This is a genomic window from Micromonospora sp. KC721 (assembly GCF_004348355.1).
Taxonomy (GTDB): Bacteria; Actinomycetota; Actinomycetes; order Mycobacteriales; family Micromonosporaceae; genus Micromonospora.
In genome coordinates, this window is sequence record NZ_SMJY01000020.1 from 21,998 (window position 1) to 48,717 (window position 26,720).

Consider the following 26,720-nt stretch of genomic DNA (forward strand, 5'->3'; position numbering starts at 1 on the left):
CGGGGTTACCCTGATGCCATGCAGACCACCGTGGCCCCCGTGGCGTACCTGGCCCGCCCGGGCCGGCCCGCCGTGGTGGCGCGTACGCTCGGCGAGCTGGTCGGCCCCACCCACGGCGTCGTGGAGCTGCCGGTGCGGCTGATGTGGAACGCGCAGCGGACGTTCGATCTGGCCGAGCCCGACGACCTGCTCTGGATGTACGAGAACGTGCTGCGCGAGAGCACCCGCACCGACGACCTGCGGCGGCTGATCAACGGGCGCGTCCTGTGCCGGGTGTGGCGCGGGCTGAACCTGCCGCGCGGGGTACGGCAGGCGTGGGAGAGCCGGCACCCGGGTCTGCGGGTCGCGTGACCCACCTGCACGACTTCTACCGCGAGGTCGCCCGGGTGGCACTCACCGCCGCCGGACGGCACCGGTTCGTGCTCGGCGGCGGCGTCGCCTGGGCGGCGCACGGCCTGGTCACCCGCCCCACCGAGGACGTGGACCTGTTCGCCGACGTGGAGGGCGCGGCCGCGGCGGCGGCCACGGAGGTGCGCGCGGCCCTGGAACGGGCCGGGTACACGGTCACCGACGCTGATCCGGACAGCGACCTCGGCGGGCTGTTCGACGGCGTCGACCAGGACCTCCGGGACTTCGTGGTGCGCCGCGGCGACCGGCAGATCCGGTTGAGTCTGGCCCGCCTCGACCGGTACCGCTCCCCCGTGGTGATGGACTTCGGCCCGGTGATGGACGTGCGGGACCTGGTGGCGAACAAGACCGCCGCCCTGGTCAACCGCCGCGAGGCACGCGACTACATCGACGTGGCGGCGGCCCTGGACCGCTGGTCCGTCGCCGAAGTGCTGGGGCTGGCCCGGCAGGTCGATCCGGCGCTGGAGGACTCCGACGTGCGGGAGGCGGGCCGCTACCTGGACCGGGTGTCGGACCGGCGGTTCAGCCGCTACGGCCTGGACGCCGGGCAGATCGCCCGGATGCGGGACCGGTTCGCCGGCTGGCCCCGCTGACCGGCCGCGCCCACGGCGCAGCCGTCGCACCCGCAGGACCGGCGCAGCGGCCCGGGTGGCCGCGCGGAGACCACCCGGGCGCGGTGTCGGTTCACTTCGTCGGGCGTCCACCGGTGACACCGAGGATCTCACCGGTGACGTAGCTGGACTCCTGCGAGGCGAAGAAGACGTACGCGGGGGCGAGTTCGGCGGGCTGCGCCGGCCGACCCAGCGGGGTGTCGGTGCCGAACTGCTTCACCTTCTCCTCCGGCATGGTGGCCGGGATCAACGGCGTCCAGACCGGGCCGGGCGCGACCGCGTTGACCCGGATGCCCTGCGCGGCGAGCTGCGCGGCGAGAGCCTTGGTGAAGTTGGCGATCCCCGCCTTGGTGGTGGCGTAGTCGAGCAGCTGCGGCGACGGGTCGAAGGCCTGGATCGACGTGGTGTTGATGATCGTCGAGCCGTCCTTCATCTGCGGGATGGCCTCCCGGCACAGCCAGAACATCGCGTACAGGTTGGTTTTCAGGACCCGGTCGAACTGGGCGGTGGTGATGCCGGCGATCCCCTCGTCCTGGGACATCTGGTAGGCGGCGTTGTTCACCAGAATGTCAATGCCGCCCAGGTCGGCCACGGTACGCGCGACGAGGTCCCGGCAGTTGCCCTCGTCGGTGATGTCGGTGCGTACCGCCACGCCCCGCCGGCCGGCCTGCTCGATCAGCCGCACCGTCTCGCGGGCGTCGGCGTCCTCCTCCTCGCCGAGGTAGGAGATCACCACGTCGGCGCCCTCCCGGGCGAAGGCGATCGCGACCGCCCGGCCGATGCCCGAGTCACCGCCGGTGATCAACGCGCGCCGGCCCTCCAGGCGGCCGCTGCCCCGGTACGACTCCTCGCCGTGGTCGGGCTTCGGGCCCATCTCGCGGGTCGAACCCGGCGCGGACTGCTGCTGCGCGGGCTGCCCCTCCTGCTGGCCGTACTGCGTCGTCGGGTCCTGAGTGGCGTACTGGTCCTGGTTCACCGGTTCACTCCCTTGCTGCGTCGTCCGTCCTGGTCCCTGTCCGCCCTACCCCGTCGACCAGCGAAGTAACCGATGCGGTGGTGGTGTCACACGGAGGTGGCCGCCGACGCCGGTGGGGTGAAACACCATGAGCCCGTGTGGCGGCCGCGTCGACGGCTCGCCTATGGTGCGCAGCGGCGCCCACGAGGTGCCTCACCCTTCCCGAAAGGTTCCGCATGACCTCCTCCTCCGGCGCGTCGCGCCGCCAGGTGCTGGCCGTCGCCGCCGCCGCGACGTCCGGGCCCCTGATCGCCGGCGACCCCGCCCGGGCCGCCGCGGCGAAGGGCCCGAAGACCTGGGACCTGACCGTCCTGGGCACTTCGGACACCCACGGCCACGTCTACAACTGGGACTACTACCGCGACGCCGAGTACGACGACAGCAAGCACAACGATGTCGGCGTCGCCAAGCTGGCCACCCTGGTCAACCAGATCCGCGCCGAGCGTCGGGGCCGGGCGACCCTCGTCCTCGACGCCGGCGACACCATCCAGGGCACCCCGCTGGCCACCTACTACGCCAAGCAGGAGCCGATCACCGTCACCGGTGAGACGCACCCGATGGCCAACGCGATGAACGTCCTCCGGTACGACGCGGTCACCCTGGGCAATCACGAGTTCAACTACGGGCTGCCGCTGCTGGCGAAGTGGATCGAGCAGCTCGGCTTCCCGGCGCTGGCCGCCAACGCTCTCAACGCGAAGACGGGCCGGCCGGCCTACCTGCCGTACCTGATCAAGAAGGTTCGGCTGGGCGGCGAGGGCTGCCCCACCCTCAACGTCGGCATCCTCGGCCTGACCAACCCCGGTTCGGCGATCTGGGACAAGGCCAACGTCGAGGGCAGGCTGATCTTCGCCGACATGGTCGAGTCCGCCGCGACATGGGTGCCGATCATGCGGGAGCGCGGCGCCGACCTCGTGATCATCTCCGCGCACGGCGGCGACAGCGGCACCTCCAGCTACGGCCCGGAACTGCCGGTCGAAAACCCGGTGGCGACGATCGCGCGGCAGGTGCCGGGCATCGACGCGATCCTGTTCGGGCACGCGCACGCCGAGGTGGTGGAGCGGTTCCACACCAACGAGGTCACCGGCGAACAGGTGCTCACCGCCGAGCCGTCCAAGTGGGGCCAGCGGCTGACCCGGATGGACTTCACCGTCCAGAAGGTGCGCGGCCGCTGGAAGGTCGTCGCCAAGCGGGCGTCCATGCTGAACACCAACACCGTCGTCGAGGACCCGGCGGTGCTCGCCGCCGTACGCGGCCAGCACGCCAAGACGGTGGACTACGTCAACACCGTGGTCGCCCAGTCATCGCAGGAACTGTCGGCCGCCGCGTCGCGGTACCGGGACACCCCGATCCTGGACTTCATCAACCACGTGCAGACCGAGGTGGTCACGAAGGCGCTCGCCGGCACGGCGTACGCGTCGCTGCCGGTGCTGTCGATCGCCGCGCCGTTCAGCCGTACCGCGGTCTTCCCGCAGGGCGACGTACGCATCCGCGATGTGGCGGGCCTGTACGTCTTCGACAACACCCTCGAGGCCGTGGTGCTCACCGGCGCCGAGGTCCGCACGTACCTGGAGTTCTCCGCCAGGTACTTCCGGACCGTGCCGGTCGGCGCCAGCGTCGACCCGGCGACGATCAGCGACCCGGCCGTGCCGGACTACAACTACGACGTGTTCTCCGGGCTGGACTACGACATCGACGTCACCAGGCCGGTCGGGCAGCGGATCACCCGGCTGGTCCTGCCCGGCACCGACACCCCGGTCACCGATGATTCGCGGTTCGTCGTCGCGGTCAACAACTACCGCCGCAGCGGCGGCGGCAACTTCCCCGGCATCGTGAAGACCCAGGTGTACAACGAGCAGCAGGAGATCCGTCAGCTGCTGATCGACTGGGCGCAGGCCAAGGGTGTCATCGACCCGGCCGACTTCTTCGTGCCGAACTGGCGACTGGTGCGCGAGGGCGTGCCGGTCTTCTGACCCGTACCACGTCGACGGGTCGCGGGCCCCACGCCCCGCGATCCGTCGACGTGAGGTTGGTCCGGCCGGTGGCCGGGCTCAGTCGGCCGGCTGCCGCAGCGGGGGCAGGCGATCCAGCAGCGCCAGAGCGGCTCGGACCGGCACGCGGGTCAGCGTCCGGTCGAAGTCGGCCCGGCCCTGGCAGAACCGCACGAACATCCGCCAGCCGGCCGGGGTGGCCAGCAGGGCGTGGAAGACGTCGGGCCGGCGTTCGAAGACCTCCAGCAGACGGTGCCCGGCCCGCATCGACGGCACCAGCCGCTCGCGCACGTCCCGTTCGTAGTGCCCCGGGTCGCCGGCGGCGACCGCCGCACCGGCGAGCGCCCCGGACCGCAGGGCGTAACTGATCCCCTCCCGGCTCCACGGTTCCAGCAGCCCCGCCGCGTCCCCGGCGACCAGCACCCGTCCCCGGCGCAGCGGGGAGTCGTCGGCCCGGCACCGGGTCAGGTGCCCCGAGTCGTGCTCCGGCTCCATCTCCGACAGGCCCAGCCGGTCGAGGAAGCGGCGCAGGTACGCCCGGGTGCGGTCACCCTCGCCCCGGGCGGCGATCACCCCGACCGTCAGCGACGCGCCCTTGGGGAACACCCAGGCGTAGGAGCCGGGGATGGCGCCCCAGTCCAGCAGCAACCGGCCCTGCCAGCGCCGCTGCACAGCGGACGGGACCGGCAGTTCCCGCTCCAGGCCCAGGTCCACCTGCCGGAACCGGACACCCACGTGCCGGGCGGTGACCCCCGAGGAGCCGTCCGCCCCGATCACCGTCCGGGCCGGCACGGTGGTGCCGTCGGCCAGGCGCACGCGTACCCCGTCGGGGTCCTGCTCCACACCGCGGACCGCGACGCCCTCGCGCAGCTCGGCCCCGGCGGCGACCGCGGCGGCACGCAACCGGTCGTCGAACTCCTCCCGGCGCACCATCGCCACCAGCGGGGTGTGGTGGCGGCGGGTGAAGGCGCGTCGCCCGTCCCGGGTGAACGTCACCCGGTCCACCCGGTCGTGCGCCGGAACCTCGATCCGACCGGCGACCTCCGACAGGGAGGTGCCGATCAGGCCCCCGCCGCAGGTCTTGTAGCGGGGGTGCGTGGCCCGGTCCAGCACCAGCGTCCGCACGCCCGCCGCGGCGGCGACCCGGGCGGCGGTCAGCCCGGCCGGGCCCGCGCCGACGACGACGAGATCCCAGATGATCACGGGTCCACCCTAGGGCACCGCGCGTGGCCCGGCGGGACACGACCGCCCGAACGGATGGGCATTGTCGGTCACCCGGCGGGTAAGCCGCGGTACCCAGACCGCCCGGGCGACGGGCGGGTCACGGCGAGGAGGTCACCATGCAGCAGGTGCGTCTGTCGGAGGCCGAGGAACGGGTGTACGACGCGGTGGCGGCGTTGGAGTCGCGCGGTCAGGTGCCGTACCCGGCCCTGATCGCCGAGGAGGCGGGGATGGCGGAGGAGCAGGTGCACCAGCCCCTGCACCTGCTCACCGAGAAGAACCTGCTGCACCGGGAGGACTCGCCGATGGCCGGGCTGGACTTCGGTCCCCGGTGGTGCGCCCGCCAGCTGGCGTGAGCCGCCGACACCGCGGTGCCCGGGTCGCGGGCGGCCATGCCTGACCGACCGTCGGTGGCCGACGCGACGGGTGACCGACGTCGGTGGCAGGCTCTCGGCGTCGCCCTGGTCGCGGCGTTCATGACGCTGCTGGACGTCAGCATCGTCAACGTCGCCGTCCCGTCCCTGCAACGGTCGTTGCACGCCAGCTCCAGCGACCTGCAGTGGGTGCTATCCGGGTACGCGCTGACGTTCGGGCTGGTCCTGGTGCCGGCCGGCCGGTTCGGTGACGCCCACGGGCGACGCACGGCGTTCGTGGTGGGCGTCGCCCTGTTCACGCTCACCAGCGCCCTGGCCGGTCTGGCCAACTCCCCCGGCTGGCTGGTGGCTGCCCGGCTGCTCCAGGGAACCGCCGCCGGGATCGTCAACCCGCAGGTCACCGGCCTGATCCAGCAGCTGTTCCGGGACGCCGAACGGGGCCGCGCGTTCGGTTTGCTCGGCGCGACCATCGGCGTCTCCACCGCGGTCGGCCCCCTGCTGGGCGGGCTGCTGATCGCCCTCGGCGGCGCGGATCACGGCTGGCGGTGGGTCTTCTTCGTCAACATTCCGGTGGGGATTGTCGGGGTGCTGCTCGGTTGGCGGCTGCTGCCGGCGCGTCCCACCGGGCTACCGGACCGGCACCGCTTCGACCTGACCGGGGTGCTGCTGCTCGGTGCGGGGGTGCTGCTTCTGCTGCTGCCGCTGGTGCAGCGCGAGCACTGGCACAGCCCGTGGCGGTGGGCGCTGATCCCGACGGGGATCCTCGTCCTGGCCGGTTTCGCCAGGTGGGAACGCCGGTACGCCGGGCGTGGGCGGGTCCCGTTGTTCGACCTGCGACTGTTCGGGCTGCGCTCGTACACCCTCGGCGCGCTGCTCGCGCTGGTCTACTTCGGCGGCTTCACCGCGATCTTCTTCGTCTTCACGCTCTACCTGCAGAACGGCCTCGGCTACAGCGCGCTGGTCGCCGGCCTGGCGATCACACCGTTCGCCCTCGGGTCGGCGCTGGCATCGGCGCTCGGCGGGCGGGTCGTCGACCGGTTCGGCCGGCCGCTGGTCGGCGCCGGGCTGGCGGTCGTGCTGCTCGGCCTCGGTGCGGTGGTGCTGGTGCTACGCGGCGACCCACCCGGCGGCGTGCCGCTGCTCACGGCGGTGCCGCTGCTGGCAGCCGGGCTGGGCAGCGGGCTGGTCATCACACCGAACCAGACCCTCACCCTGGCCGAGGTGCCGGTGCCGCAAGCCGGCGGCGCGGCCGGCATGTTGCAGACCGGCCAGCGGATCGGCTCCGCCGCCGGCATCGCCGCGGTCGGGGCGGTGTTCTTCTCGTCGCTGGCCGGCAGTGCCGGTGACTGGGCGGCGGCGCTGCGGCACGCGCTGCTGCTGGCGATGGGCTTCGTCGCGCTGGCCCTCTGCGCCGCCCTCCTCGACGTGGCTCTCACCCGCCGGATGGTCCACCCGGACCCGGACGCGACGCGAGCCAGCGGGCAGAGGAAATGACCGGCCGGGCCCGGCGTGACGGGACCGGCCGGTCAGTCGATCCGGGAGGTCACCACAGCTGCTGGACGATGTCCGCCGCCTGCTCCTCCCACTGCGCGTACGCGTACGGGAACGCCGAGACCTGCACGGTCTGCGCCGCCGTGGTCAGCGGCAACTCCTGCCAGCCGGGCACGTTCTTCAGCGCCTCGAAGAACGCCTGGGAGGCGTACCCGGGGTCGGTGACCTGGTCGGGCGTGCCCCAACCCGACGACGGACGCTGCTGGAACAGGCCCTGCGAGTCGTGGTCGTTGTACGCGCCCAGGTGGCCGAGGTTGTAGAGCTTGGACTCCTGCAACGAGGTGGCGATACCGATCACCGCGCCGCGCTTGCCCACACCGGTCTTCTTGGCCTCCTCGATGATGGCCCTGGCGTTGGCGAGTTGGGCGTCGTCCAGCGGAATGCGGGACTGGGCGCCCTCCACGCCGCGCGGGACGAGTTCATCCCGACCCGGCTTCTCTGCCGGCACCTCAGTGGTCCTGCCGCCGGTGGCCAGGTCGATCGCGGCGACGGCACCCCCGTGTGGGCCGGCGCTGACAGGAGCGGCCACGGCGGCGGGGCCGAACGCCAACCCACCCAGGGCGGCGACACCGGCGATGCTCAGTGCGGTCCTGCGGTTCTTCGCGATGGCCGGGAGCCATCGAGTGAAGTCGCCCTTCACGATGGTTGCCCTTTCGATCGTTCGGTGCGCTGCGGATCGAACGCACCTCGGAGGAACTGCCGGCACCGCCGGGGGTTTGCCTGCCAGCGGTACGGGGGACACAACCAGCTTCGCGTGTCGGCCATTCCGGAAGTACTCACTGTCGCCGGCGGCGGCGGCCCAGGCACCGGACAGATCCGGACAGGGCCGACCACCGCGGTACGAACCTCAGCCTCGGCGTGCGCCGAACGCCACGAGGACGTGCCAGAGCTGCTTGAGATGCTGGAGCGTCTCGGCGGTCGACCCCCGGTCGGTCCAGCGGCCGGGGTCGCGGACCACCGAAGCGGCGGCCCGACCGATCAGCGCCGCGTCGACCGGCTCGCCGGGCCCGGCGAACTCGGCGTGCACCCGGGCCGCCAGAGGTGGGATGGCCGGCCCACGGAAGTCAGGATCGACCGCGTCGGCCGGCAGCACGAAGCCGCCGTGAAAGCGCAGTGCGACACCGCTCCGCCGAGCGAGCCTGGCGAGCACCTGCCCGGTGCCGGTTCCCGCGAACGAGGGGTCCACCACGATGGCCTCGACATCGCGGGCCAGGTCGACACCCCCGTGGATCTGCGCCTCCACGTAGTCGTCGAGCGCGCGGCCGGCTGCGCCTGGCCGCCACACCGCCCGTTCCCGGCGATCCAGCAGGGTGGCGACCAGCCGGGCGGTGTCCATCCCCGCGACGCCGAGGCTGACCCCACTTCCGGCGGTGGCCGTCAGCAGGGCGGCCAGGATCGGCTCGGGCACGTCCACCGTGCCGAGGTCGGTGGGGCCACGGTGACTGTCGCCGAAGCAGAGCGTGGTACGGGCCAGCACCGCCGGACGCAGCCGCAGGTAGCAGGAGCCGAACCGGGGACAGGCGCCATCCGGATGGTCGAGCAGGTTGAGGCCGCCGTATACCGGCCGGTCGGCGAGGCTCACCCCTGGCCGCTGGTACGCGCCGCCGAAGAGCACCTCCTCCCACCGGTCCCGGTCCCCTCCGGGGTACGCGGTCAGCCCTCCGTTGGAGATGCCGGTGACGAACTGGCTGCGGTACACCCCCTCAGCGGCGAGCGCCTGCGCCACCGTACGCCCGTCGGCCAGCAGCCGGTCGGGATGGAAGTTGACGGTCAGCCGCCCCTGCTCGGCGACGGCGGAGATCAGGTGTTCCGGTTCGTACCTGGCGCCGAAGCCGGCCAGATGCCGGGCGATCACCGCGAGGGCCGCCGGCCGGTTTCGTCGCGCCACGGCACGCACGTGCCGCACCGCGGCGGCCTGGGCGGGGGTGAGTACCCAATCGGCGTCCGGTGTCACGTCGAACAGCTTGGATCATGAATTCCGGGGTTGTCCAGGGCATTGCGACGTGGCCGGGCCCGGCCACGGGGCGTCAGGCCCGACGCAGGATGATCAAGCCGTCGGCATCCAGGTCGAAGCCGGTCCGCGACGGTCGGCCGAGACGGTCGAGCAGGGCCGCCAGCCAGCGGGCCTCGGCGGGTGCCGCCGGCTGCAGGCGCATCCGACGGATCCGGACCGGGATCAGCCGCAGCCGGACCAGCCCGGTCCGGTCGAAGGTGGGCAGATGCAGCAGCCGCAGCCACGGCCGGTACGACTCCTGCCCACCGATCCCCTCGTAGTCGTCCACCAGGTCACCGGCGCCGTAGAGGATCAGCCCGTCCCGGTATGCCTCGATCGGGCGCGGGTGGTGCGACGAGTGCCCGTGCACCAGGCGCACCCCGGCCTGCACCAGCCGGTGCGCGAACCGCACCTGTGCCGCCGGCACGTCGTATCCCCAGTTGGATCCCCAGTGCACGGAGACCATCACCAGGTCGCCCGGCTGGGTCTGGCGGTCGATGCGTGCGGCGAGCGCGTCAGCACACTCGTCGCTCGCCTCCGGCAGGTACGCCACGCCGGCCCGTCGCCGGGTGGCCGCCCAGTGCGGCAGCACCCCAGCCGACGGCATCCCGACCGACCAGAGCACCAGCCGACGACCGCCACCCAGGTCGACGCGGGCCGGGCGCCACGCCTCGGCCTCGTCGCGGCCCGCACCCACCGGCGTGATCCCTGCTCGGCGCAGCCCGTCGACGGTGTCGGCCAACCCGTCCGGCCCGAAGTCGAGGACGTGGTTGTTGGCCAGGGCGCAGACGTCGATGCGGGCAGCGGTCAGGCACGTCAGGTTGTCCGGACGCATCCGGTAGTGGATGGCCTTGCCGGGGGCGAAATCGCCCCGGCCGGTCACCGCGGTCTCCAGGTTGACGATCCGCACGTCCGGCCGCTGCTCGTCGAGCAGACGCAGCGCGTCTCCCCACGGCCACCCCGGTGGCACCGGGCGCGGGATCGGTCCCGACACCGACTCGACCAGCTCCACGTACCGGCGCGCGTCGGTGACCACCTGCTCGCGCAGCTGCGGCGAGCCCGGCCGGGGCAGGATCTGGTCCACGCCCCGACCGGTCATCACGTCACCGCTGAGAAAAAGGGTCACCTCGTCACCCGGCACCACCCCCGCATTCCCGGCGGGAGCCGCTTCGCACCTCGTCAGTCCGCTCCGACCGCCGCCGCCCGACCGCCGCCGGCCGGCTCACCGGCCCAGAAGTCGACCAGCAGCCGGTGGAACTCCTCGGCCCGCTCGACCTGCGGCAGGTGCCCGCAGTCGGTGAACAGGTGGGTGCGGGCCCGCGGCAGACGGGCCCGCGCCGCCTCGAGGTGCTTCGCCGGGAGGATCAGGTCCCGGTCGCCCCAGACGATCAGGGTGGGGATGTCGAGGGCGGCCACCTGGGTCAGCAGCTCCTCGCGCCACTGCGGCCGGACACCCCGGAAGGTGCCGAGGTGGCGGCAGGTCTGCAGAATGACCCGTGCCGTGTACGGCTGGCCGGCCACCTCCAGCGCGTGGTCGATCCGCTCCTCGGTGGCGAACGCCGGGTCGCAGAAGAGCATCCGTTCCGTCCGGCGGGCCATCCGGCGACTCGGTCGCAGCAGCAGCCGACCCAGTGGGCGCAGCGTCAGCAGCCGCAGCGCCAGAGCCGCCTCCGGCCCGAAGCCGGCGCTGTTGACCAGCGCGAGGCTGGCCACGCGGGCCGGCTCGGTCGCGGCCAGCCGCATGGCGACCGCCCCGCCGAGGGAGTTGCCGACCAGGTGGGCGGGCTGCTCCACGCCCACCGCGTCGAGGTACTGCCCGACGAACCTGCCCAACGCCGGCAGGGTGCACGGCTCGGCCATCGGCAGCGAACCGCCGTACCCGGGCAGGTCCACGCTGTGCACCCGGAACCGGCGGGCCAGCAGCTCGTGCTGCTCGGTGAAGTCACGCAGGCAACGGCCGAGGCCGTGCAGCAGCAGCACCGGCGGGCCGTCGCCGTCGACGCGGTGTCGGACCCGCCGACCGGCGACGGTCACGTGCCGGGGACGCGGCCCGGCCCCCGCGGTCACGCCTGTTCCCGGGTGGGCAGCGGCGGCGGGCCGGCCGGACGGGACGCCACCCGGACCGGACGGTGCGCCGGCCTCGCCGCCAGCGCGAGCACCCGCCCGTAGCCGACGGGCAGGACCCGGGCCAGCAGGTCGGGCAGCCGCGCCGACCAGCCGATCAGCACCCGGCCGCGACGTCGTGCGACAGCGCGCAGGATCACCTCGGCGGCGGTGGCCGGTGCGATGGACAGCAGCTTCTCGAACTGGCGCAGACTCCGCTCGTACTCCTCGCGGACGACGCCGCTGCCCACCCGGGCGTTGCGGGCGATGGCGGTGGCGATCCCGCCGGGATGTACCGAGGTCACGCCGATGCCGTCGTCGACCAGCTCGTGCCGCAGGGCCTCGGTGAAACCGCGTACGGCGAACTTGCTGGCCGCGTAGGCGGCCTGTCCGGCAGGGGCGATCATCCCGAAGATGCTGGAGACGTTGACCAGGTGCGCGCCGGGCTCGGCCTTCAGCGCCGGCAGCAGCGCGTGGGTCAGGCGTACCACCGCCCGGAGGTTGATGTCGAGCACCCAGTCGAACTCGTCGAGGGTGACCTCATCGAAGCGTCCTCCGAGGGCGACCCCGGCGTTGTTGACGAGCAGTCGTACCCGGGGGTGGGCGGCGCGGATCGCCTCGGCCACCCGGTCCGTCGCGGCCGGGTCGGCCAGGTCGACCACGTGGGTGTGGACCTGCCGGTCCGGGTACGCGGTACGGACCGCCGCCGCCACCGCGGCGAGCCGGTCGGTGTCCCGGTCGAGCAGGACGAGGTGGCTGCCCCGGCGGGCGAGGCCGTGAGCGAGGGCCTCCCCGATCCCGCTGGCGGCGCCGGTGACCACGGCGGTCCCGGCGGCGAAGACGAATGGTCGCACGTGGCCTCCTTGCTGCGCGGGTGGTACGGGGCGGTGGACGGCCGTCGCGTTCAGACGACCGGGTTCGCGGTGGTGCCGGTGCTCGGCAGCGCGGCGGTCGCTCGGGAGAAACGGACTCCCTCGTCGACGAGCCGACCGTGCCGCATCAGCAGCACGTCCCGGGGATAGTTCTGGTGCAGCCGCCACGGGGCGCGGGAGCCCTGCCTGGGCAGGGTCGCCACGCTGCGCAGCACGTACCCGGAGGTCAGGTCGATCAGCGGGGTCCGTCGCCCGTCGGGCGGGGCCACCGGGGTGACGATCTGGTCGCCGGTGGCGTCCAGATGGCGCAGCAGCCGACAGACGTAGGTGGCGACCAGGTCGGCCTTCAGGGTCCAGGAGGCGTTGGTGTAGCCGATGGTCAGCGCCAGGTTGGGCACGCCGGAGAGCATCATCCCCTTGTACGCCACGGTGCCGGCCAGGTCGACGTCGACGCCGTCCACCGCGACGGTCATCCCGCCGAGAGCGAGCAGGTTGAGCCCGGTGGCGGTGACGACGACGTCGGCGGGCAGCTCCTCACCGCGGGCGAGCCGGACCCCGCGTTCGGTGAAGGTGTCGATGGTGTCGGTGACCACCGACGCCCGCCCGGTTCGCACCGCCTCGAACAGGTCCCCGTCGGGTGCCACGCAGAGCCGCTGGTCCCAGGGGTCGTAGCGGGGCGAGAAGTGCCGGTCCACGTCGTACCCGGCGGGGAGGCGACCCTTCGCGGCCCGACGCAGCAGGCTGCGCACCAGCTTCGGAGCGCGCCGGCTGAGCTGGAAGTTGGCCGTGCCGAGCAGGACGTTCTTCCACCGCACCAGACGGTGGGCGGCGGCTGGTGGCAGCCAGCGGCGCAGCGCGTCGGCCACCACGTCCCGCGACGGCAGCGCGATGACGTACGTGGGTGAGCGTTGGAGCATGGTGACGTGTGCGGCCCGCCGCGCCATCGCCGGCACCAGGGTCACCGCGGTGGCACCGCTGCCGATCACCACGACCCGTTTGCCGATGTGGTCGAACCCGTCCGGCCAGTGTTGGGGGTGGATCACCTCGCCAGCGAACCGGTCGACACCGGGCAGGTCGGGGGTGTAGCCGGCGTCGTAGCGGTAGTAGCCGGTGCAGACGAACAGGAAGGAGCAGGTGAGGACGACGTCCTGGCCGTTGTCGACGCGGTGCGCGTGCACCGTCCAGCGGGCGGTGGCGCTGTCCCACTCGGCGCGCACGACCCGGTGGTGGAAGCGGATGTGCTCCTCGACGCCGTACTCGCGGGCCGTGTCCCGGACGTAGTCACGAATGGAGTCGCCGTCGGCGATCGCCTTCGGGTCGGTCCACGGTCTGAAGGAGTAGCCGAGGGTGAACATGTCCGAGTCGGAGCGGATCCCGGGGTAGCGGAACAGGTCCCAGGTGCCGCCGATCGCACCGCGCGCCTCCAGCACCGCGTACGTCTTGCCGGGACAGTCGCGGCGCAGGTGGCAGGCCGCGCCGACGCCGGACAGGCCGGCGCCGACGATGAGCACATCGACGTGGTCGCGGGCCATGGCGTCTCCCGGGGCAGGCAGTGGACGACACTATCCACCGTCGTCGACGGCCGTCAACGGTGCCCGCCGGCTGTCGACAGCGAACGCAGGGCCGTACCGACGGTGCCGATTCCCTCCTCGATCTCCCCGCCGGTGACGGCGGCGTAACCGAGCACCAGTCCGGCCGGGTACGGGCGTTGGGCGTGCCAGGACAGCGGCTGGGTCTTCACCCCCCGACGCAACGCCTCCGTGGCGAGCGCGACGTCGCAACCGACCCCCGCGAAGGTCACCGTCAGATGCAGCCCGGCCGCCGCACCGTGCACGGTGGCCCCCGGCAGGTGCCGGCCGATCGCCCGGATCATCGCATCCCGGCGGCGCACGTGTCGGCGACGCAGCAGACGCAGGTGCCGGTCCAGATCGCCGGAGGTCATCAGCTCGGCCAGTACCAGCTGTGGCAGGACGGCGTTGCCCAGGTCGGCCATCCGCTTCGCGGCCACCAGCGCATCCCGGTACCGCGGCGGCGCGAGCACCCAGCCCACCCGCATGGCCGGGGCGAGCAGTTTGGAGACGCTGCCGGTGTAGCAGATCCGCCCCGGCAGGCTGGCGCGCAGGGCGGGCACGGGCGGCCGGTCGTAGCGGTGCTCGGCGTCGTAGTCGTCCTCCACGACCAGACCGCCGTCGCGGGCCCAGTCGAGCAGCTGCCGTCGCCGGTCGCCGTGCAGCACCACCCCGGTGGGGAACTGGTGCGCCGGGGTGAGCATCACCGCCGGATGCCCGGCGGCGACCAGTTCGTCGACCCGCAGCCCGTGCTCGTCGACGGTCACCGGCGGGGTGTCCAGCCGCCAGTTGAGCAGATGCTGGCGGACGCCGAGCGAACCCGGATCCTCGACCGCGACGGTGTGCACACCATCGGCGCGCAGGACCTGGGCGAGCAGGCCGAGCGCCTGGGACACACCGGTGACGACCAGCACTTCGTCCGGGTCGGCACGGATGCCGCGGTTGCGGGCAAGCCACTGGGAGACCGCGGCCCGCAGTGCGGGAGCGCCCCGCGCGTCGCCGTAGCCGAGGGCGGCGGCGTCGAGGTGCCGCAGCACCGTGCGTTCGGCCCGCAGCCAGGCCGCACGCGGAAAGGCCGCCAGGTCGGGTACGCCCGGCGACAGGTCGATCCGGGCCGGGGCGGCGCGGAGCGTGTCGAAGATATCGGTGCCGGGTTCGAACCCGAAGACCGCTTCGGGTGCGGGCGGGTCGGGTACGGCCGGGGTCGGCGAAACAACGGGCGGGATGGCGACGACGACGGTGCCGGCACGGCCCCGTCCGACGACCTGCCCCTCCTCGGCCAGCCGTTGGTACGCCTCGGTGACCACGCCCCGGGAGACCCCGAGCTCGTCGGCGAGCACCCGGCTGGCCGGCAGCCGACAGCCGAGCGGGATGCGCCCGTCGGTGATCGCGACGCGCAGCCGGTCCGCCAGCCAGCCGGCCCTGCCGCCCGGTGGAGCGGTGCCGACGTCGAGCTGGAGGAAATCCGAACCGGCCGTTATGGACCCCTCTATCGGGTGCTTTTTGGCTCTGGGCACCGGACCATTGTGGCAGCAGGGTGGAGGGCGTGAGCATGTCGTTCCTGCTGGCCACACTGGTGGTGGCCGCTACCCCCGGCACCGGGGTCGTCTATACCCTCTCCGCCGCGCTGTCGCGAGGGCGGCGGGCCGGGCTGATCGCCGCCGTCGGCTGCACGCTGGCGCTGGTGCCACACCTGGTGGCCGTGGGCACCGGTCTGGCCGCGCTGATGCACACCAGCCCCACCGCGTTCGACGTGGTGCGGTACCTGGGCGTCGGCTACCTGCTGTACCTGGCCTGGGTCACCGCGCGGGACCGCTCCGGGTTCGCCGCCGCCGACGATCCCGTCGCCCGCCCGGCCCGCCAGGTGATCATCTCGGCGGTGCTGGTCAACCTGCTCAACCCGAAGCCGATGCTGTTCCTGCTGGCGTTCCTGCCGCAGTTCGTTCCCACCGACGCGCCGGACAGCACCCCGCAGATGCTGCTGCACGGTGCGGTGTTCATGCTCGTCACGCTCGTGGTGTTCGCCGCGTACGGCATCCTCGCCGGCGTGATGCGGGAACGGGTGCTGGCCCGCGCCCGGCTGACCGAGCGGATACGCCACGCCTTCGCCGGGTCGTTCGTCGTGCTCGGGCTGTCCCTGCTGTTCTCCGGAAGATAGGACCACCGATGCGTTTCCAGCATTCCGCAGCCGTCCGGTCGGCGCACCCCACCCTGGTGGCCGCCGCGCTGAGCGCCGACGGGCTGGCTCCGGACGCCGACGTGGCGGAGCCGGTGGCGCACCTCGTCGCCACGGCCCGCCACCGGCTGGCGGCCGGCCCCGAGAGCGGACTTCGCGAGATCCAGGCCTGGCGGCGGGCGTTCGCCGCGACCGGGCTGCCACCGACCCGGTACCGGTGCGCGGCCGAGTCGCTGCTTCGCCGGCTACGCCGCGACGGGGATCTGCCCCGACTGCACCCTCTCGTCGACCTCTGCAACGCCGTCTCGGTCGCGTACGCGACCCCCGTCGCGGTGCTCGACCGGGAGCGGATCGACGGTGATCTGGAGGTGCGGTCCGCCACCGGCGCCGAGGAGTACGTGACGCTGGCCGGCGGCGTGGAGTACCCGGAGCCCGGGGAGCTGATCTTCGCCGACGGTTCCGGTCGGGCCCACTCGCGGCGCTGGACACACCGGCAGAGCGGGTGGTCGGCGGTACGTCACGACACCCGGCGCGTGCTGGTGGTGGTGGAGGCGCTGCACGAGGGGGCCGGCGACGACGTACCGGCCCTGCTGGACACCCTGATCGGCGAGTTGGCCGAGCGGTGGAAGGTCGACGCGCGGGGCGCCGTGTTGACCGCCGACGCGCCGACCTTCGACGTACCGTCCTGAGCCGGCGGTTCGACATCGAGATGCCGGGCCGGGGCGGCATGATCGGGGCATGGACCGAGGGCACCGCACGGTCGCGCACACCGCCGACGTACGGATCGAGGCCTGGGCGCCGGACCGGGACGGTTGCCTGGCCGAGGCGGTCGCCGCGCTGGTGGCGACCTTCGCCGACACCGACGGGGTGCCCGCCACCGGCGAGACCACGTTCGAGTTGCCTGTCGGCGACGACGACGAACTGCTGGTCGGTCTCCTCGACGAGGTCATCTTCCGGTTGGAGACCGAGGGCACACTGCCGCTGGTGACCGAGGCGCAACCCGCCGACGGAGGACTGCGGGTGCGGTGGCGCACGGTGGACGCCGACGCGGTGGAGCTGGTGGGAGCGGTGCCGAAGGCGGTCAGCCTGCACGCGCTGCGCTTCGACCGAGACGCGACCGGATGGCGGTGCGCGGTGACCGTCGACGTGTGAGCACCGGCCCCGGACGCCGGCTCAGCCCTTGACCACGCCGATCGGGGCCAGCCGGGCCACCCGCCGGCACAGCCCGGCACCCTCGGTCGCCTCGATCACCGCCGTGATGTCCTTGTACGCCTCCGGCATCTCCTCGGCCAGGCCGCGCCGCGACGCGCCCCGTACGGCGATGTCGCGGGCCTGCATCTCCCGGCGCGGATCGTGTCCACGCGCCGCCCGGGTGGCCTGCCGGCGGCTGCGGACGCGACCCGCGCCGTGGCAGGTGGAGGCGAAGGCCGGCGCCCCGGGCACCCCGACCAGGACGTACGACGGGGTGCCCATCGAGCCGGGGATGAGCACCGGCTGACCGACGGAACGCAGGTCGTCGGGAAGCTCCGGATGGCCGGCCGGCAGGGCACGGGTGGCGCCCTTGCGGTGCACGCAGAGCCGGCGCAGCACGCCGTTCACCTCGTGTTCCTCGATCTTGGCGAGGTTGTGCGAGACGTCGTACACCAGGTCCAGGGCGCGGCCGGTGCGGTCGGCGAAGACCCGGCGGGCCGATTCGGCCAGCAGTTGCCGGTTGGCCCGGGCGTAGTTGGCGGCGGCGGCCATCGCGCCGAGATAGGCGCGACCCTCGGGCGACACCACCGGGGCGCAGGCCAGTTGCCGGTCGGGCACCTCGATGCCGTACCGGGGCATGGCCTTCTCCATGGCCCGTACGTGATCGGTGCAGACCTGGTGGCCCAGCCCCCGCGACCCAGAGTGGATCATGACGCAGATCTGGCCGTGCCGCAGCCCGAAGACCTCCGCCACCGCCCGGTCGTAAACCTCGTCGACGGCCTGCACCTCGAGGAAGTGGTTGCCGGAGCCAAGGCTGCCCACCTGCTGCTGGCCGCGCTGCACGGCCCGTTCGCTCACCTGCGCCGGGTCGGCGTCCCCCACGGCCCCGCCGTCCTCGCACCGTGCCAGATCCCGCGCGGTGCCGTGACCCCGGTCCACGGCGTACCGGGAGCCGCCGCACAGCACCGCGTCGAGTTCGGCCCGGTCGGCGAGCTGCCACACCGCGCCCCGGCCCATCCCCCGGGGCGTACCGGCACCCAGCCCGTCCATCACCGACTCCAGGACGCCGTCCAACTCGCCCCGGTCCAGGTCCGCGGCGAGCAGCCGCACCCCGCAGGAGATGTCGAAGCCGACACCGCCGGGCGACACCACCCCGCCGTCGGCCGGGTCGGTGGCCGCCACCCCACCGATCGGAAAGCCGTACCCCCAGTGCACGTCCGGCATGGCGTACGCGGCGCCGACGATGCCGGGCAGCGTGGCCACATTCGCCACCTGCTCCAGCGACCGATCCCCCGCCACGTCCGGCAACAGCGACCGGGACGCGAACACGGTTCCGGGTACCCGCATCGGATCGTGCCGGTCGATGCGGAACCGGTAGGGCGCCTCCTCGACCAGCTCCATGCCCCGCACCTACCCACCGCACCCGACGGCACACCTGCCACGATTGGCGTGACCACGCCCGGGTAGTGCGCAACCATGCCTGAACGACACGAGAGCTACCCGACAATCGCCATCGTCACCGGCGCCGACTCCGGCATCGGCAAGGCCTGCGCCGTCGCGCTGGCCGAGGCGGGCTTCGACATCGGCATCACCTGGCACACCGACCGTGACGGCGCGCGACGCACCACCGAGGAGGTACACGCCACCGGCCGCCGCTGCGAGGTCGCCGAGCTGGACCTGACCCGACTGCCCGAGGCCGCCACCGTCGTCGACGAGCTGGCCGACCGGCTGGGCGGCGTAGGGGTCTTGGTCAACAACGCCGGTACGGGGGCGTCCGTCCCGTTCGTCGACACCGACTGGGAGCAGTGGCGGGAGGTGCTCGCGGTGGACCTGGACGGGCCCTTCCTGTGCGGGCAGCGGGCCGCGCGGCGGATGCGGGCCGCCGGGCGGGGTGGCCGGATCATCAACATCACCAGCGTGCACGAGCACGCGCCCCGGGTCGGCTCCGCCGCGTACTGCGCGGCCAAGGGCGGGCTGGGGCTGCTGACCCGGGTGATGGCGCAGGAGCTGGCCGCCGACGGCATCACCGTCAACGCGGTGGCACCCGGGGAGATCAGCACCCCGATGACCGGGCAGGAGGACGTCGACCCGTTCACCCAGCAGCGGCCGGGCGTGCCGGTGGGCCGCCCGGGTGACGCGCGGGAGGTAGCCGCGGTGGTGGCGCTGCTCGCCTCCCCCGCCGCCGCGTACGTCACCGGGGCGTCCTGGCCGGTCGACGGCGGGATGCTGCTCATGGGCCCGCAGGCGGGTTCGCACCTGCCGTCGGACGACTGGCGATCGGTGTGACACCCGTCGGTACTGTGCCCGACTCCTGAGGCGTCCGAGCGCCGCGCCCGTTCCCGGGCAGCGGCGTCGTGCCTTCCTCGCGACGGGCCGGGCACAATAGGGTCCGGCCCGCGACGGACGGAGCCGCACATAGACCAGCCGGGAGCTCCCACCCGTGTCCCCACCGCCAACCCCGGACGAGCTGCGCGCCGACTGCGCCCGCTGCGTCGGCCTGTGCTGCGTGGCCCCCGCCTTCGCCGCCTCCACCGACTTCGCCATCGACAAGCCCGCCGGCCAACCCTGCCCCAACCTGCGTCCGGACTCCCGCTGCGGCATCCACGACCGGCTACGCGAACACGGCTTCCCCGGCTGCACCGTCTTCGACTGCTTCGGCGCCGGCCAGCGGATCACCCAGCACACCTTCGGCGGGCAGGACTGGCGCACCGACCCCGGCACCGCCGCCGCCATGTTCGCCGCGTTCACGGTCGCCCGACCGCTGCACGAACTGCTCTGGTACCTCACCGAGGCGCTGGCGCTCACCCCGACCGGGACACTACGCGACGACCTGTCCACCGCTATCGAGCAGACCCGCCGACTGACCGCCGGCGACGCCGACCACCTGCCGGCGGTCGACGTCGACGCCCACCGGGCGCAGGTCAACCCACTGCTGATCCGGGCCAGCGAGCAGGCCCGCCACGAACACCGCGGCCCCGACCACCGGGGCGCCATGCTGCTCGGCGCGGACCTGCGACAGGCGGACCTGACCGGGGCGAACCTGCGGGGCGCCTGCCTGGTCGGAGCGGACCTGCGCGGCGTACGGCTGCGGGCCGCCGACCTCACCGGCGCGGACCTGCGCGGAGCCGACCTGCGCGGAGCCGACCTGCGCGACACGCTTTTCCTGCACCAGTCCCAACTCGACGCCGCCCGCGGCGACCGGACCACCCGACTGTCGGCGGCACTGCGCCACCCTGGCCACTGGTCCGGACTGACCCTCACCCCGGCCCGCCGGCCCGGCCGGACCCGCCCGGCGGCCCGCCGCCACCGGTGACGGGTTTGCCCGCCGACCAGACGGGCAGGTAGGTCGACATGACCAACAAACAGCGCACCGACCTGGCCAGCACCGACGAGCCGGACGGCACCCCGGCGTACGAGGCGTCACTGCGCCCGCCGGGCGACTCCCTGCGCGGCACCGACGACACCGGCGACGACTTCGCCGACCTGCCCGCCGAGGAGCACCTGTCGGCCCGGGAGACCAGCCGCGCCGGCTACGACGTCGACGCCGTCTCCGGGGCGGTCGACCCCGCCCAGCGGGACGCGGTCAACCCCGCCAGCGAGGTGTAGCGCAGCCGGTCACCGGACGGTCGCGGCAGCGCCGAGCGCGGCCCGCGCCTCGGTCATCCCCCGGTTGGCCAGCGCGTCGGCCCGCTCGTTCTCCGGATGGCCGTTGTGCCCCTTCACCCACAGCCAGGTCACCTCGTGCCGGCCACAGGCGGCCTCCAGCCGCTGCCACAGGTCGGCGTTCTTGACCGGCTGCTTCGCCGCGGTCAGCCAGCCGTTGCGTTTCCACCCGGCCAGCCAGCCGGTAATGCCGTTACGCACGTACGTGCTGTCGGTGTGCACCCGCACGGCGGCCGGCCGGGTCAACGCCTCCAGCGCCTGGATCGCGGCGGTGAGCTCCATCCGGTTGTTGGTGGTGGGGGTTGCCTCCCCGCCGCACAGTTCCCGCTCGTGCTCGCCGTAGCGCAGCACCGCACCCCAACCACCCGGCCCGGGATTGCCGCTGCATGCCCCGTCGGTCCAGATCTCCACAACCCTGCTGTCCGCCGCGTCCACCACGCCCCGAACCTACCGCCCCGCCCCACCGTTCTGATCACCAACCGGCCGCCCGTCGTTTCCAGCCCGGACGAGGTCGAACCCGCCCGGCGAAGCGGGGTCAATCCCCGGAAGAAAGCTCGGAGACGACGCCTCGGTACCGCACAATGGGGTGGTCCCAGCGCAGAGTGGCCGTACATGGCGAAGGCGCTGCCACCAACCGTCGGCTACGGCAAAACCCGGCAACTCCTCGGTGAACCACGAACGGGCCGAGCCGGTCCGCTGCCGGTGACGGTCCCCGGCGAGGTGCTCAGGACCGGAACAGCCGGGCCCGCAGCCGGCCGGCGGCGTCACCGACGGCGGCCGAGGTCATCGGCAGCAGCGGACTGGATGCCATCACCGCCAGGTCCTCCACCGGGCGGGTGTCGCCATCGAGGAAACGCAGCACCCGCCGCGGCGGGTTGCGGTCGAACAACCGGCCGAAGAACTCCGGACCACCGACTGCCCCGGTGTCCAGTGCCCGCAACGCCACCCCGTCCATCCACCGGTGCCGACCCGGGTACGCCGGGCGGGGCACCGGGGGCCGGCCGGCGGCGAGCGCCCCAGCCACCTGCGCGGCCTGCCGGCGCATCGCCGAGAAGGTGAACCCGGTCGACGGCCGGGTCGCCCCGCCGGCCGTGCCGAGGCGCACCACCCGCGCCGACGGCCGACGCGAGAAGGGTGCGTCGGTCATCGGAATCATCCCCTGCTCCACTTCCCGCACCATCGACCGGGTCAGGTCGACCCCGAGCCGGCCGGTGTAGTCGCGCAGCGCAGCGTCGTACGCCGCGTCGTCGATCAGCGCGGGTGCGAACTCGGTGTACTCCACCAGGGCGTACCGGTCGCTGACCGGCAGCACGTACCCGAAGGAGACCCCTCGGGCCGGCTGCGGGGTGCGGAAGTCCATCAGCACCGCCCGGTCCGGGTCGAACACCGGCACGGCCGACTCCACCCACCAGCCCCGGAAGTGCTGCCACCACGTGGTGCGCCCCCGCCGCCGCGGCGGTGCCGGCCGGGAGTCCAGCACCCAACGGGCCCGCACCAGCGCCCGACCGTCGGTGTCGCGCACGGTCACCCCGGTGCCGTCGTCGTCGAGCGTGCCGGCCGCCGCCGTGAACCGGATGACACCGAGCCGCCGCTCCGCCTCGGCGGCCCGCGCGTACAGCGGCGCGGAACGCAGCATCGCGTACCGCAGCGGCGCCAGGTCCAGCACCCGTCGTCGCTGCGGCGTGGTCACCTCCACCTGCCGCCAGGTGGCGCTGAGCAGCGGCGCCACGTCGGCATCGGGTACGCCCCAGAACGCCCAGGTACGGTCCTGGCCCTGCTTGCGGACCGGGTCGACCACCGCGATCCGCAGCCCGGTCAGGTGCTGCCGGTCCAGCGCGTCCAACACCAGGCAACCCGCACCACCGCCGCCGACGAGGGCCAGGTCGACGATCTCCACCGGCCCACCCTGCCACACCGGCACGGTGACTCGACCCGACTGCGGTCCGAGCGCCGCCCGGCGGACCCGGCCGGAGCTACGGTCGTAACCGGAAGCCGGCTGAGGGAGGCACTGTGGGCGAGGCGCTGCGGGTGGGGCTGCTGGGGTACGGAACCGCGGGCCGGGTGTTCCACGCCCCGCTGATCGCCGCCGCCCCCGGGCTGCGGCTGCACGCCGTGGTCACCACGAACCCGCAGCGGCGCGAGCAGGTCCGTCGGGAGCACCCCGAGGTCCGCCTGGTCGACGACGTCGACCTGCTCTGGCGTACCCCGGAGGCGCTGGACCTGGTCGTGGTGGCCACGCCCAACCGGCACCACGTGCCGATGGCCCGCGCCGCCATCGCGGCCGGCCTGCCCGTCGTGGTGGACAAGCCCCTCGCGACCACCGCCGCCGAGGCCCGCGCGCTGGTCGACGAGGCGGCCCGGCGAAAGGTGCCGTTGACCGTCTTCCAGAACCGCCGCTGGGACGGCGACTTCCGCACCGCCCGGCGGCTGCTCGCCGCCGGCGAGCTGGGCCAGGTGACCCGCTTCGAGTCCCGCTTCGAACGGTGGCGGCCGGCGATCAAGCCCGGCTGGCGGGAGAACGCCGCACCCGACGACGCCGGCGGTGCCCTCTACGACCTCGGCGCCCACCTGATCGACCAGGCGGTGCAGTTGTTCGGCCCGGTGTGCAGCGTGTACGCCGAGGTGGACCGGCGCCGCCCCGGCGCGCAGGTCGACGACGACGCCTTCGTGGCCCTCACCCACGCCGGCGGGGTCCGCTCCCATGTGTGGATGAGCGCGGTCACCGCGCAGCTCGGGCCCCGGCTGCGGATCCTCGGCGACCGGGCCGCGTACACCACGTACGGGCTGGACGTGCAGGAGGCGGCGCTACGTGCCGGGGGCCGGCCGGGCAGCCCCGGCTGGGGCGAGGTCACCCCCGAGCGGTACGGCCGCCTCGGCGTCGACGGCGACCTGCGCGCCGTACCCACCGAACCCGGCCGCTACCAGGACTTCTACCCGCAGGTGGTGGCGGCGCTGCGCGGCGAGGGGCCGATGCCGGTCGACCCGGCCGACGCGGCGACCACCGTGGCGCTGATCGAGCTGGCTCACCGCTGCGCCGCCGAGGGCGTGGTGCTTCCCGTCGACATCTGAGGTGAGGCACGGTGCTGTGCACACCCGCTTCCCCGTTTCGTCGGTGCCCCGCCTCGCACCCCGTAGGGCGTCCTAGGAGGCTAGCCGACTCGCCTGGCCAGGTCGGGCATGTCCCCCGTCGCCGGGCAGAGGGAGAAGACGTGACGGCAACGAAGATTTCTCATTTGCCCCGAGCCCAGGGCCCATCCCTCCTAGTGTTGGCCACACCGGTGCTAGTTACGGAGTTGGCCACCCGAACGACGTCCCACGCAGACAGCGGACGAAAAGTGAGGGAACACGCGTATGAAGGCACAGACAGTTCTCGTATCGGCAACGCTCGGCGTGGGACTCGGCACGCTCCTCCTGCCGGCCGCCGCGCTCGCGGAGACGACCGTGTCACCGTCCACCACCCCCGTCGGCGGCACCGTCGTGCTCACCGCGAGGGGTTGCAACCCGAAGACCGGCGACGCCCTCTTCCGCGTCACCGGACCGAACCGGGACCAGAACGTCCGATCCACCACGGCCGCCGCCGGCGGCGGGCTGAGCGCGGAACTCTTCACCGCCGGTTTCACCCTCGGCACCTACACGGTCACCGCCACCTGCGGTGACGGCAGCTCCGCCGGCAGCGCCACCTTCACCGTGACCCCGATCGGCGGCGCCCCCGCCGGCGGTGGTGGCGGAGACGACAGCACCGCCGGCCTGCTGGCCACCGGTGGCGCGCTGGCCGGCGCCGCCGCGCTCGGCGCCACCGTCCTGCTGCGCCGACGGCAGCGGGCGGCCACCGTCGGCTGACGCCGCCACCACACCATCCCTCGGAACGGGTGCCCGCACCGGTACGAACCGGACGGGCACCCGGACCACATCGCCGTCGGGGAGGTGAGGCGATGGCATTCACCCGAACCCGGGGCGCGGCGGCCGCGGTGACGCTCGCCGGCACGGCCGGCATCAGCCTGATCGTCGCGGGCCTCGCCGCCGGCCCGGCGGGACCACCGCAGCCCGAAGCGGGCAGCCACGGCGTGGAACAACACCACCGCTCGCCGCGGCCGGTGCTGCCCCGCTCCGCGCCCCTGCGCATCGACATTCCCGCCATCGACGTACACGCCGAACTGGTGCCGGTCGCCGGCGACCCGCACGGCACCCTGGAGGTGCCACCACTGGACCGACCCACCGTCGCCGGCTGGTACCGGCCGGGAGCCAGCCCCGGCGAGGCCGGCAACGCGGTCGTCGTCGGCCACGTCGACACCCGGCACGGACCGGCGGTCTTCTTCAACCTCGGCCGGCTGCGTCCCGGCGACATCGTCCGGATCAGCCGTGCCGACGGGCGGGTGGTGACCTTCGCGGTCGACGGCGTCGGGGCGTACCCGAAGGGGAACTTCCCCACCACCCTGGTCTACGGCCCGGGCGGCCCGGGAGCGGCGCTGCGCCTGGTCACCTGCGGTGGGCGCTTCGACGAGCGCTCCCGCGACTACTCCCACAACATCGTGGTACGCGCCAGCGCCGTGCGCTGACCGCCTCCGTGCCACCGCCACCCGCCGCCGTACTACGGTGATCGCTCGGCGCGGCGAGGCGGAGGTGGACGGTGGGGCGGCAGAGGGTGACGCAACGGTTGCTCCCGGGGCTGGACTCACTGGTCGGGCGGCTACTCGGACGCCCCGACGAGTCACCGCGGCAGGCGCCCCGGCGGGCGAACCCGGACGCGGTGGTCGACTGCGCCGTGTACGCCAACGGCCGCCGCGAACCGGGCCGCCCGCACTTCGCCGACGCGTACGCCCGCACCCGACAGGACCGCCACACGTTCGTCTGGCTCGGCCTGCACGAGCCGGACGCGGCGGTGATGGCCGCCGTCGGCCGGGTCTTCGGCCTGGACGAGTTGCTCGTGGCGCAGGCCCTCGCCGACGGGCACCGCCCCGCCGTGCAGCGGCACGGCGAGGTGACGCTGCTGGTGGCGCGCACCGCCGGGTACGTCGCGCACGGCGAACTGACCGCCAGCTCCGAGGTGGTCGACACCGGAGACGTGCTGGTCGTCCTCGGCGACCGGTTCGTCGTCACCGTCCGGCACGGGGCCGCCGGTGCGCTGAGCACCGTCCGGGACGGCATCCAGCGCCGCCCGAGCGTGCTGGCCCAGGGCCCGTGGGCGGTGGCGTACGCGGTCACCGAACGGATGGTGGACCTCTACCTGGAGGTCGCCGCCCACCTGGAACACGACCTGGAACGGGTGGAGGAGAGCGTCTTCGCCCCCGATCGACACGCCGACATCCAGCACATCTACCAGCTCAAGCGGGAGGTGGTGGAGTTCCGGCGGGCGGTGCTGCCGCTGGCCGAGCCGATGCGCGCCCTGGTCGCCGGCGGCGACGGCGGGCCACCGCCCGGGCTGCGCCGGTGGTTCGTCGACGTCGAGGGGCGGCTGGCCCGGGCCGTCGACCGGGTCGCCGCGTACGACGAACTGCTCACCTCGATCGTGCAGTCCCGGCTCGCGCAGCTCGCCGTCGAGCAGAACAACGACATGCGCAAGATCGCGGCGTGGGCGGCGATCGCCGCCGCCCAGACCGCGATCGCCGGCGTGTACGGGATGAACTTCGCGCACATGCCGGAACTGACCTGGACCTACGGTTACCCGGCGGCACTACTGGTGATGGCGACCGCCGCCGTCACCCTGTACCGGCTGTTCCGCCGCTCCGGCTGGCTCTGAGGGCAGGCAGCCACCCGACGACCGGAGCGCGGTCGCAAGCGACCACCGATGTCCGGTTCATCCTGTGAAATCCGATTCTCCCGGTCGCCCACCCCGCGGCGGAATCGCCACCGCCGACGCGGCGTTGTATCTGGCAGACGCCGGTGCTCTCCCGCCCGGCAGCCGGCCGGCGGCCCGCGGAATGTGGGCCACACCCGATCGGTTACATCCTCCGGACCCCCGAGCAGGCCCCGCCGCCCGGAGTCCTCC

The 26,720-nt window shown here is 73.5% G+C and carries 27 protein-coding genes; 15 read left to right on the forward strand and 12 right to left on the reverse strand.

Features of this window, described 5'->3' with window-relative positions; translation table 11 throughout:
- The first annotated feature begins 18 nt into the window (after positions 1-18).
- Entirely contained in the window at positions 19-351 is a 333-nt protein-coding gene (locus E1182_RS06095) for a hypothetical protein (RefSeq protein ID WP_132261785.1), read from the forward strand.
- Positions 348-1,001: a nucleotidyl transferase AbiEii/AbiGii toxin family protein gene (locus tag E1182_RS06100; RefSeq protein WP_132261788.1), complete on the forward strand. Its 654-nt coding sequence runs from the start codon at positions 348-350 to the stop codon at positions 999-1,001. Before E1182_RS06095 ends, E1182_RS06100 begins: the two co-directional genes overlap by 4 nt.
- 91 nt (positions 1,002-1,092) lie before the next feature.
- On the opposite strand, the gene E1182_RS06105 is transcribed toward E1182_RS06100, so the two are convergent.
- Positions 1,093-1,995 carry an SDR family oxidoreductase gene (locus E1182_RS06105; RefSeq protein WP_132261791.1) on the reverse strand — a complete coding sequence of 301 codons (903 nt, stop codon included), beginning with the start codon at positions 1,993-1,995 and terminating at the stop codon, positions 1,093-1,095.
- A gap of 215 nt (positions 1,996-2,210) precedes the next feature.
- On the opposite strand from E1182_RS06105, the gene E1182_RS06110 reads away from it, so the two are divergent.
- Positions 2,211-4,004 carry a bifunctional UDP-sugar hydrolase/5'-nucleotidase gene (locus tag E1182_RS06110; RefSeq protein WP_132261794.1) on the forward strand — a complete coding sequence of 598 codons (1,794 nt, stop codon included), beginning with the start codon at positions 2,211-2,213 and terminating at the stop codon, positions 4,002-4,004.
- 78 nt (positions 4,005-4,082) lie between these two features.
- Here the strand turns inward: E1182_RS06110 and E1182_RS06115 are convergent, their stop codons facing one another.
- Positions 4,083-5,225, reverse strand: a complete 1,143-nt coding sequence (locus E1182_RS06115; RefSeq protein WP_132261796.1) for a geranylgeranyl reductase family protein — start codon at positions 5,223-5,225, stop codon at positions 4,083-4,085.
- A 137-nt stretch (positions 5,226-5,362) separates the two neighbouring features.
- Between E1182_RS06115 and E1182_RS06120 the strand changes: the two genes are divergently transcribed.
- Complete coding sequence (locus tag E1182_RS06120) at positions 5,363-5,599, forward strand: hypothetical protein (protein ID WP_132261799.1); 237 nt, start codon at positions 5,363-5,365, stop codon at positions 5,597-5,599.
- Between the two features lie 36 nt (positions 5,600-5,635).
- Positions 5,636-7,111, forward strand: a complete 1,476-nt coding sequence (locus E1182_RS06125) for an MFS transporter (protein WP_132261801.1) — start codon at positions 5,636-5,638, stop codon at positions 7,109-7,111.
- Between the two features lie 49 nt (positions 7,112-7,160).
- Here E1182_RS06125 and E1182_RS06130 read toward each other — a convergent pair whose 3' ends face one another.
- From E1182_RS06130 to E1182_RS06160, 7 genes are all read right to left on the reverse strand, one after another.
- Entirely contained in the window at positions 7,161-7,808 is a 648-nt protein-coding gene (locus tag E1182_RS06130) for a hypothetical protein (protein WP_132261803.1), read from the reverse strand.
- Between the two features lie 207 nt (positions 7,809-8,015).
- Entirely contained in the window at positions 8,016-9,122 is a 1,107-nt protein-coding gene (locus tag E1182_RS06135; RefSeq protein WP_243706057.1) for a DUF3626 domain-containing protein, read from the reverse strand.
- A 73-nt stretch (positions 9,123-9,195) separates the two neighbouring features.
- Complete coding sequence (locus tag E1182_RS06140) at positions 9,196-10,287, reverse strand: CapA family protein (RefSeq protein WP_243706058.1); 1,092 nt, start codon at positions 10,285-10,287, stop codon at positions 9,196-9,198.
- Between the two features lie 53 nt (positions 10,288-10,340).
- Positions 10,341-11,228 carry an alpha/beta fold hydrolase gene (locus E1182_RS06145; RefSeq protein ID WP_207921286.1) on the reverse strand — a complete coding sequence of 296 codons (888 nt, stop codon included), beginning with the start codon at positions 11,226-11,228 and terminating at the stop codon, positions 10,341-10,343.
- Positions 11,225-12,118 carry an SDR family oxidoreductase gene (locus E1182_RS06150; protein WP_132261805.1) on the reverse strand — a complete coding sequence of 298 codons (894 nt, stop codon included), beginning with the start codon at positions 12,116-12,118 and terminating at the stop codon, positions 11,225-11,227. The genes E1182_RS06145 and E1182_RS06150 overlap by 4 nt, the downstream gene beginning before the upstream one ends.
- Before the next feature lie 50 nt (positions 12,119-12,168).
- A complete protein-coding gene (locus tag E1182_RS06155; RefSeq protein ID WP_132261807.1) occupies positions 12,169-13,668 on the reverse strand; it encodes an NAD(P)/FAD-dependent oxidoreductase in 1,500 nt (499 codons plus the stop codon).
- 53 nt (positions 13,669-13,721) lie between these two features.
- On the reverse strand, positions 13,722-15,221 hold the full coding sequence (locus E1182_RS06160; protein ID WP_207921287.1) for a PLP-dependent aminotransferase family protein: 1,500 nt from the start codon (positions 15,219-15,221) through the stop codon (positions 13,722-13,724).
- A gap of 35 nt (positions 15,222-15,256) precedes the next feature.
- Here E1182_RS06160 and E1182_RS06165 point away from each other — a divergent pair, with 35 nt between their 5' ends.
- Genes E1182_RS06165 through E1182_RS06175 form a run of 3 tightly spaced genes read left to right on the forward strand, consistent with a single transcriptional unit; the run spans position 15,257 to position 17,032 of the window.
- Positions 15,257-15,862 carry a LysE family translocator gene (locus tag E1182_RS06165; protein ID WP_243706061.1) on the forward strand — a complete coding sequence of 202 codons (606 nt, stop codon included), beginning with the start codon at positions 15,257-15,259 and terminating at the stop codon, positions 15,860-15,862.
- A gap of 8 nt (positions 15,863-15,870) precedes the next feature.
- Positions 15,871-16,569: a B3/4 domain-containing protein gene (locus E1182_RS06170; RefSeq protein ID WP_132261811.1), complete on the forward strand. Its 699-nt coding sequence runs from the start codon at positions 15,871-15,873 to the stop codon at positions 16,567-16,569.
- 49 nt (positions 16,570-16,618) lie between these two features.
- A complete protein-coding gene (locus E1182_RS06175; protein WP_132261813.1) occupies positions 16,619-17,032 on the forward strand; it encodes an archease in 414 nt (137 codons plus the stop codon).
- Between the two features lie 21 nt (positions 17,033-17,053).
- Here the strand turns inward: E1182_RS06175 and E1182_RS06180 are convergent, their stop codons facing one another.
- Positions 17,054-18,472: an RtcB family protein gene (locus E1182_RS06180; RefSeq protein ID WP_132261816.1), complete on the reverse strand. Its 1,419-nt coding sequence runs from the start codon at positions 18,470-18,472 to the stop codon at positions 17,054-17,056.
- A gap of 75 nt (positions 18,473-18,547) precedes the next feature.
- Between E1182_RS06180 and E1182_RS06185 the strand changes: the two genes are divergently transcribed.
- The 3 genes from E1182_RS06185 to E1182_RS06195 all read left to right on the forward strand — a co-directional run bounded on the left by E1182_RS06185 (position 18,548) and on the right by E1182_RS06195 (position 20,677).
- On the forward strand, positions 18,548-19,357 hold the full coding sequence (locus E1182_RS06185; protein WP_132261819.1) for an SDR family oxidoreductase: 810 nt from the start codon (positions 18,548-18,550) through the stop codon (positions 19,355-19,357).
- A 154-nt stretch (positions 19,358-19,511) separates the two neighbouring features.
- On the forward strand, positions 19,512-20,384 hold the full coding sequence (locus E1182_RS06190) for a pentapeptide repeat-containing protein (protein WP_132261822.1): 873 nt from the start codon (positions 19,512-19,514) through the stop codon (positions 20,382-20,384).
- A gap of 38 nt (positions 20,385-20,422) precedes the next feature.
- Entirely contained in the window at positions 20,423-20,677 is a 255-nt protein-coding gene (locus E1182_RS06195; protein ID WP_132261825.1) for a hypothetical protein, read from the forward strand.
- A gap of 9 nt (positions 20,678-20,686) precedes the next feature.
- On the opposite strand, the gene rnhA is transcribed toward E1182_RS06195, so the two are convergent.
- Positions 20,687-21,172: a ribonuclease HI gene (gene rnhA, locus E1182_RS06200; protein ID WP_165942525.1), complete on the reverse strand. Its 486-nt coding sequence runs from the start codon at positions 21,170-21,172 to the stop codon at positions 20,687-20,689.
- A gap of 286 nt (positions 21,173-21,458) precedes the next feature.
- On the reverse strand, positions 21,459-22,649 hold the full coding sequence (locus E1182_RS06205) for a lycopene cyclase family protein (RefSeq protein ID WP_132261852.1): 1,191 nt from the start codon (positions 22,647-22,649) through the stop codon (positions 21,459-21,461).
- 95 nt (positions 22,650-22,744) lie between these two features.
- On the opposite strand from E1182_RS06205, the gene E1182_RS06210 reads away from it, so the two are divergent.
- From E1182_RS06210 to E1182_RS06225, 4 genes are all read left to right on the forward strand, one after another.
- Complete coding sequence (locus E1182_RS06210) at positions 22,745-23,803, forward strand: Gfo/Idh/MocA family oxidoreductase (protein WP_132261828.1); 1,059 nt, start codon at positions 22,745-22,747, stop codon at positions 23,801-23,803.
- A gap of 282 nt (positions 23,804-24,085) precedes the next feature.
- A complete protein-coding gene (locus E1182_RS06215; RefSeq protein WP_132261831.1) occupies positions 24,086-24,574 on the forward strand; it encodes a hypothetical protein in 489 nt (162 codons plus the stop codon).
- Positions 24,575-24,666: 92 nt separating this feature from the next.
- The gene (locus tag E1182_RS06220; protein ID WP_132261834.1) at positions 24,667-25,290 is read left to right on the forward strand and encodes a class F sortase; all 624 of its coding nucleotides are present in this window, start codon (positions 24,667-24,669) and stop codon (positions 25,288-25,290) included.
- 86 nt (positions 25,291-25,376) lie between these two features.
- Complete coding sequence (locus tag E1182_RS06225; RefSeq protein WP_243706060.1) at positions 25,377-26,471, forward strand: magnesium and cobalt transport protein CorA; 1,095 nt, start codon at positions 25,377-25,379, stop codon at positions 26,469-26,471.
- Positions 26,472-26,720: the final 249 nt, after the last annotated feature.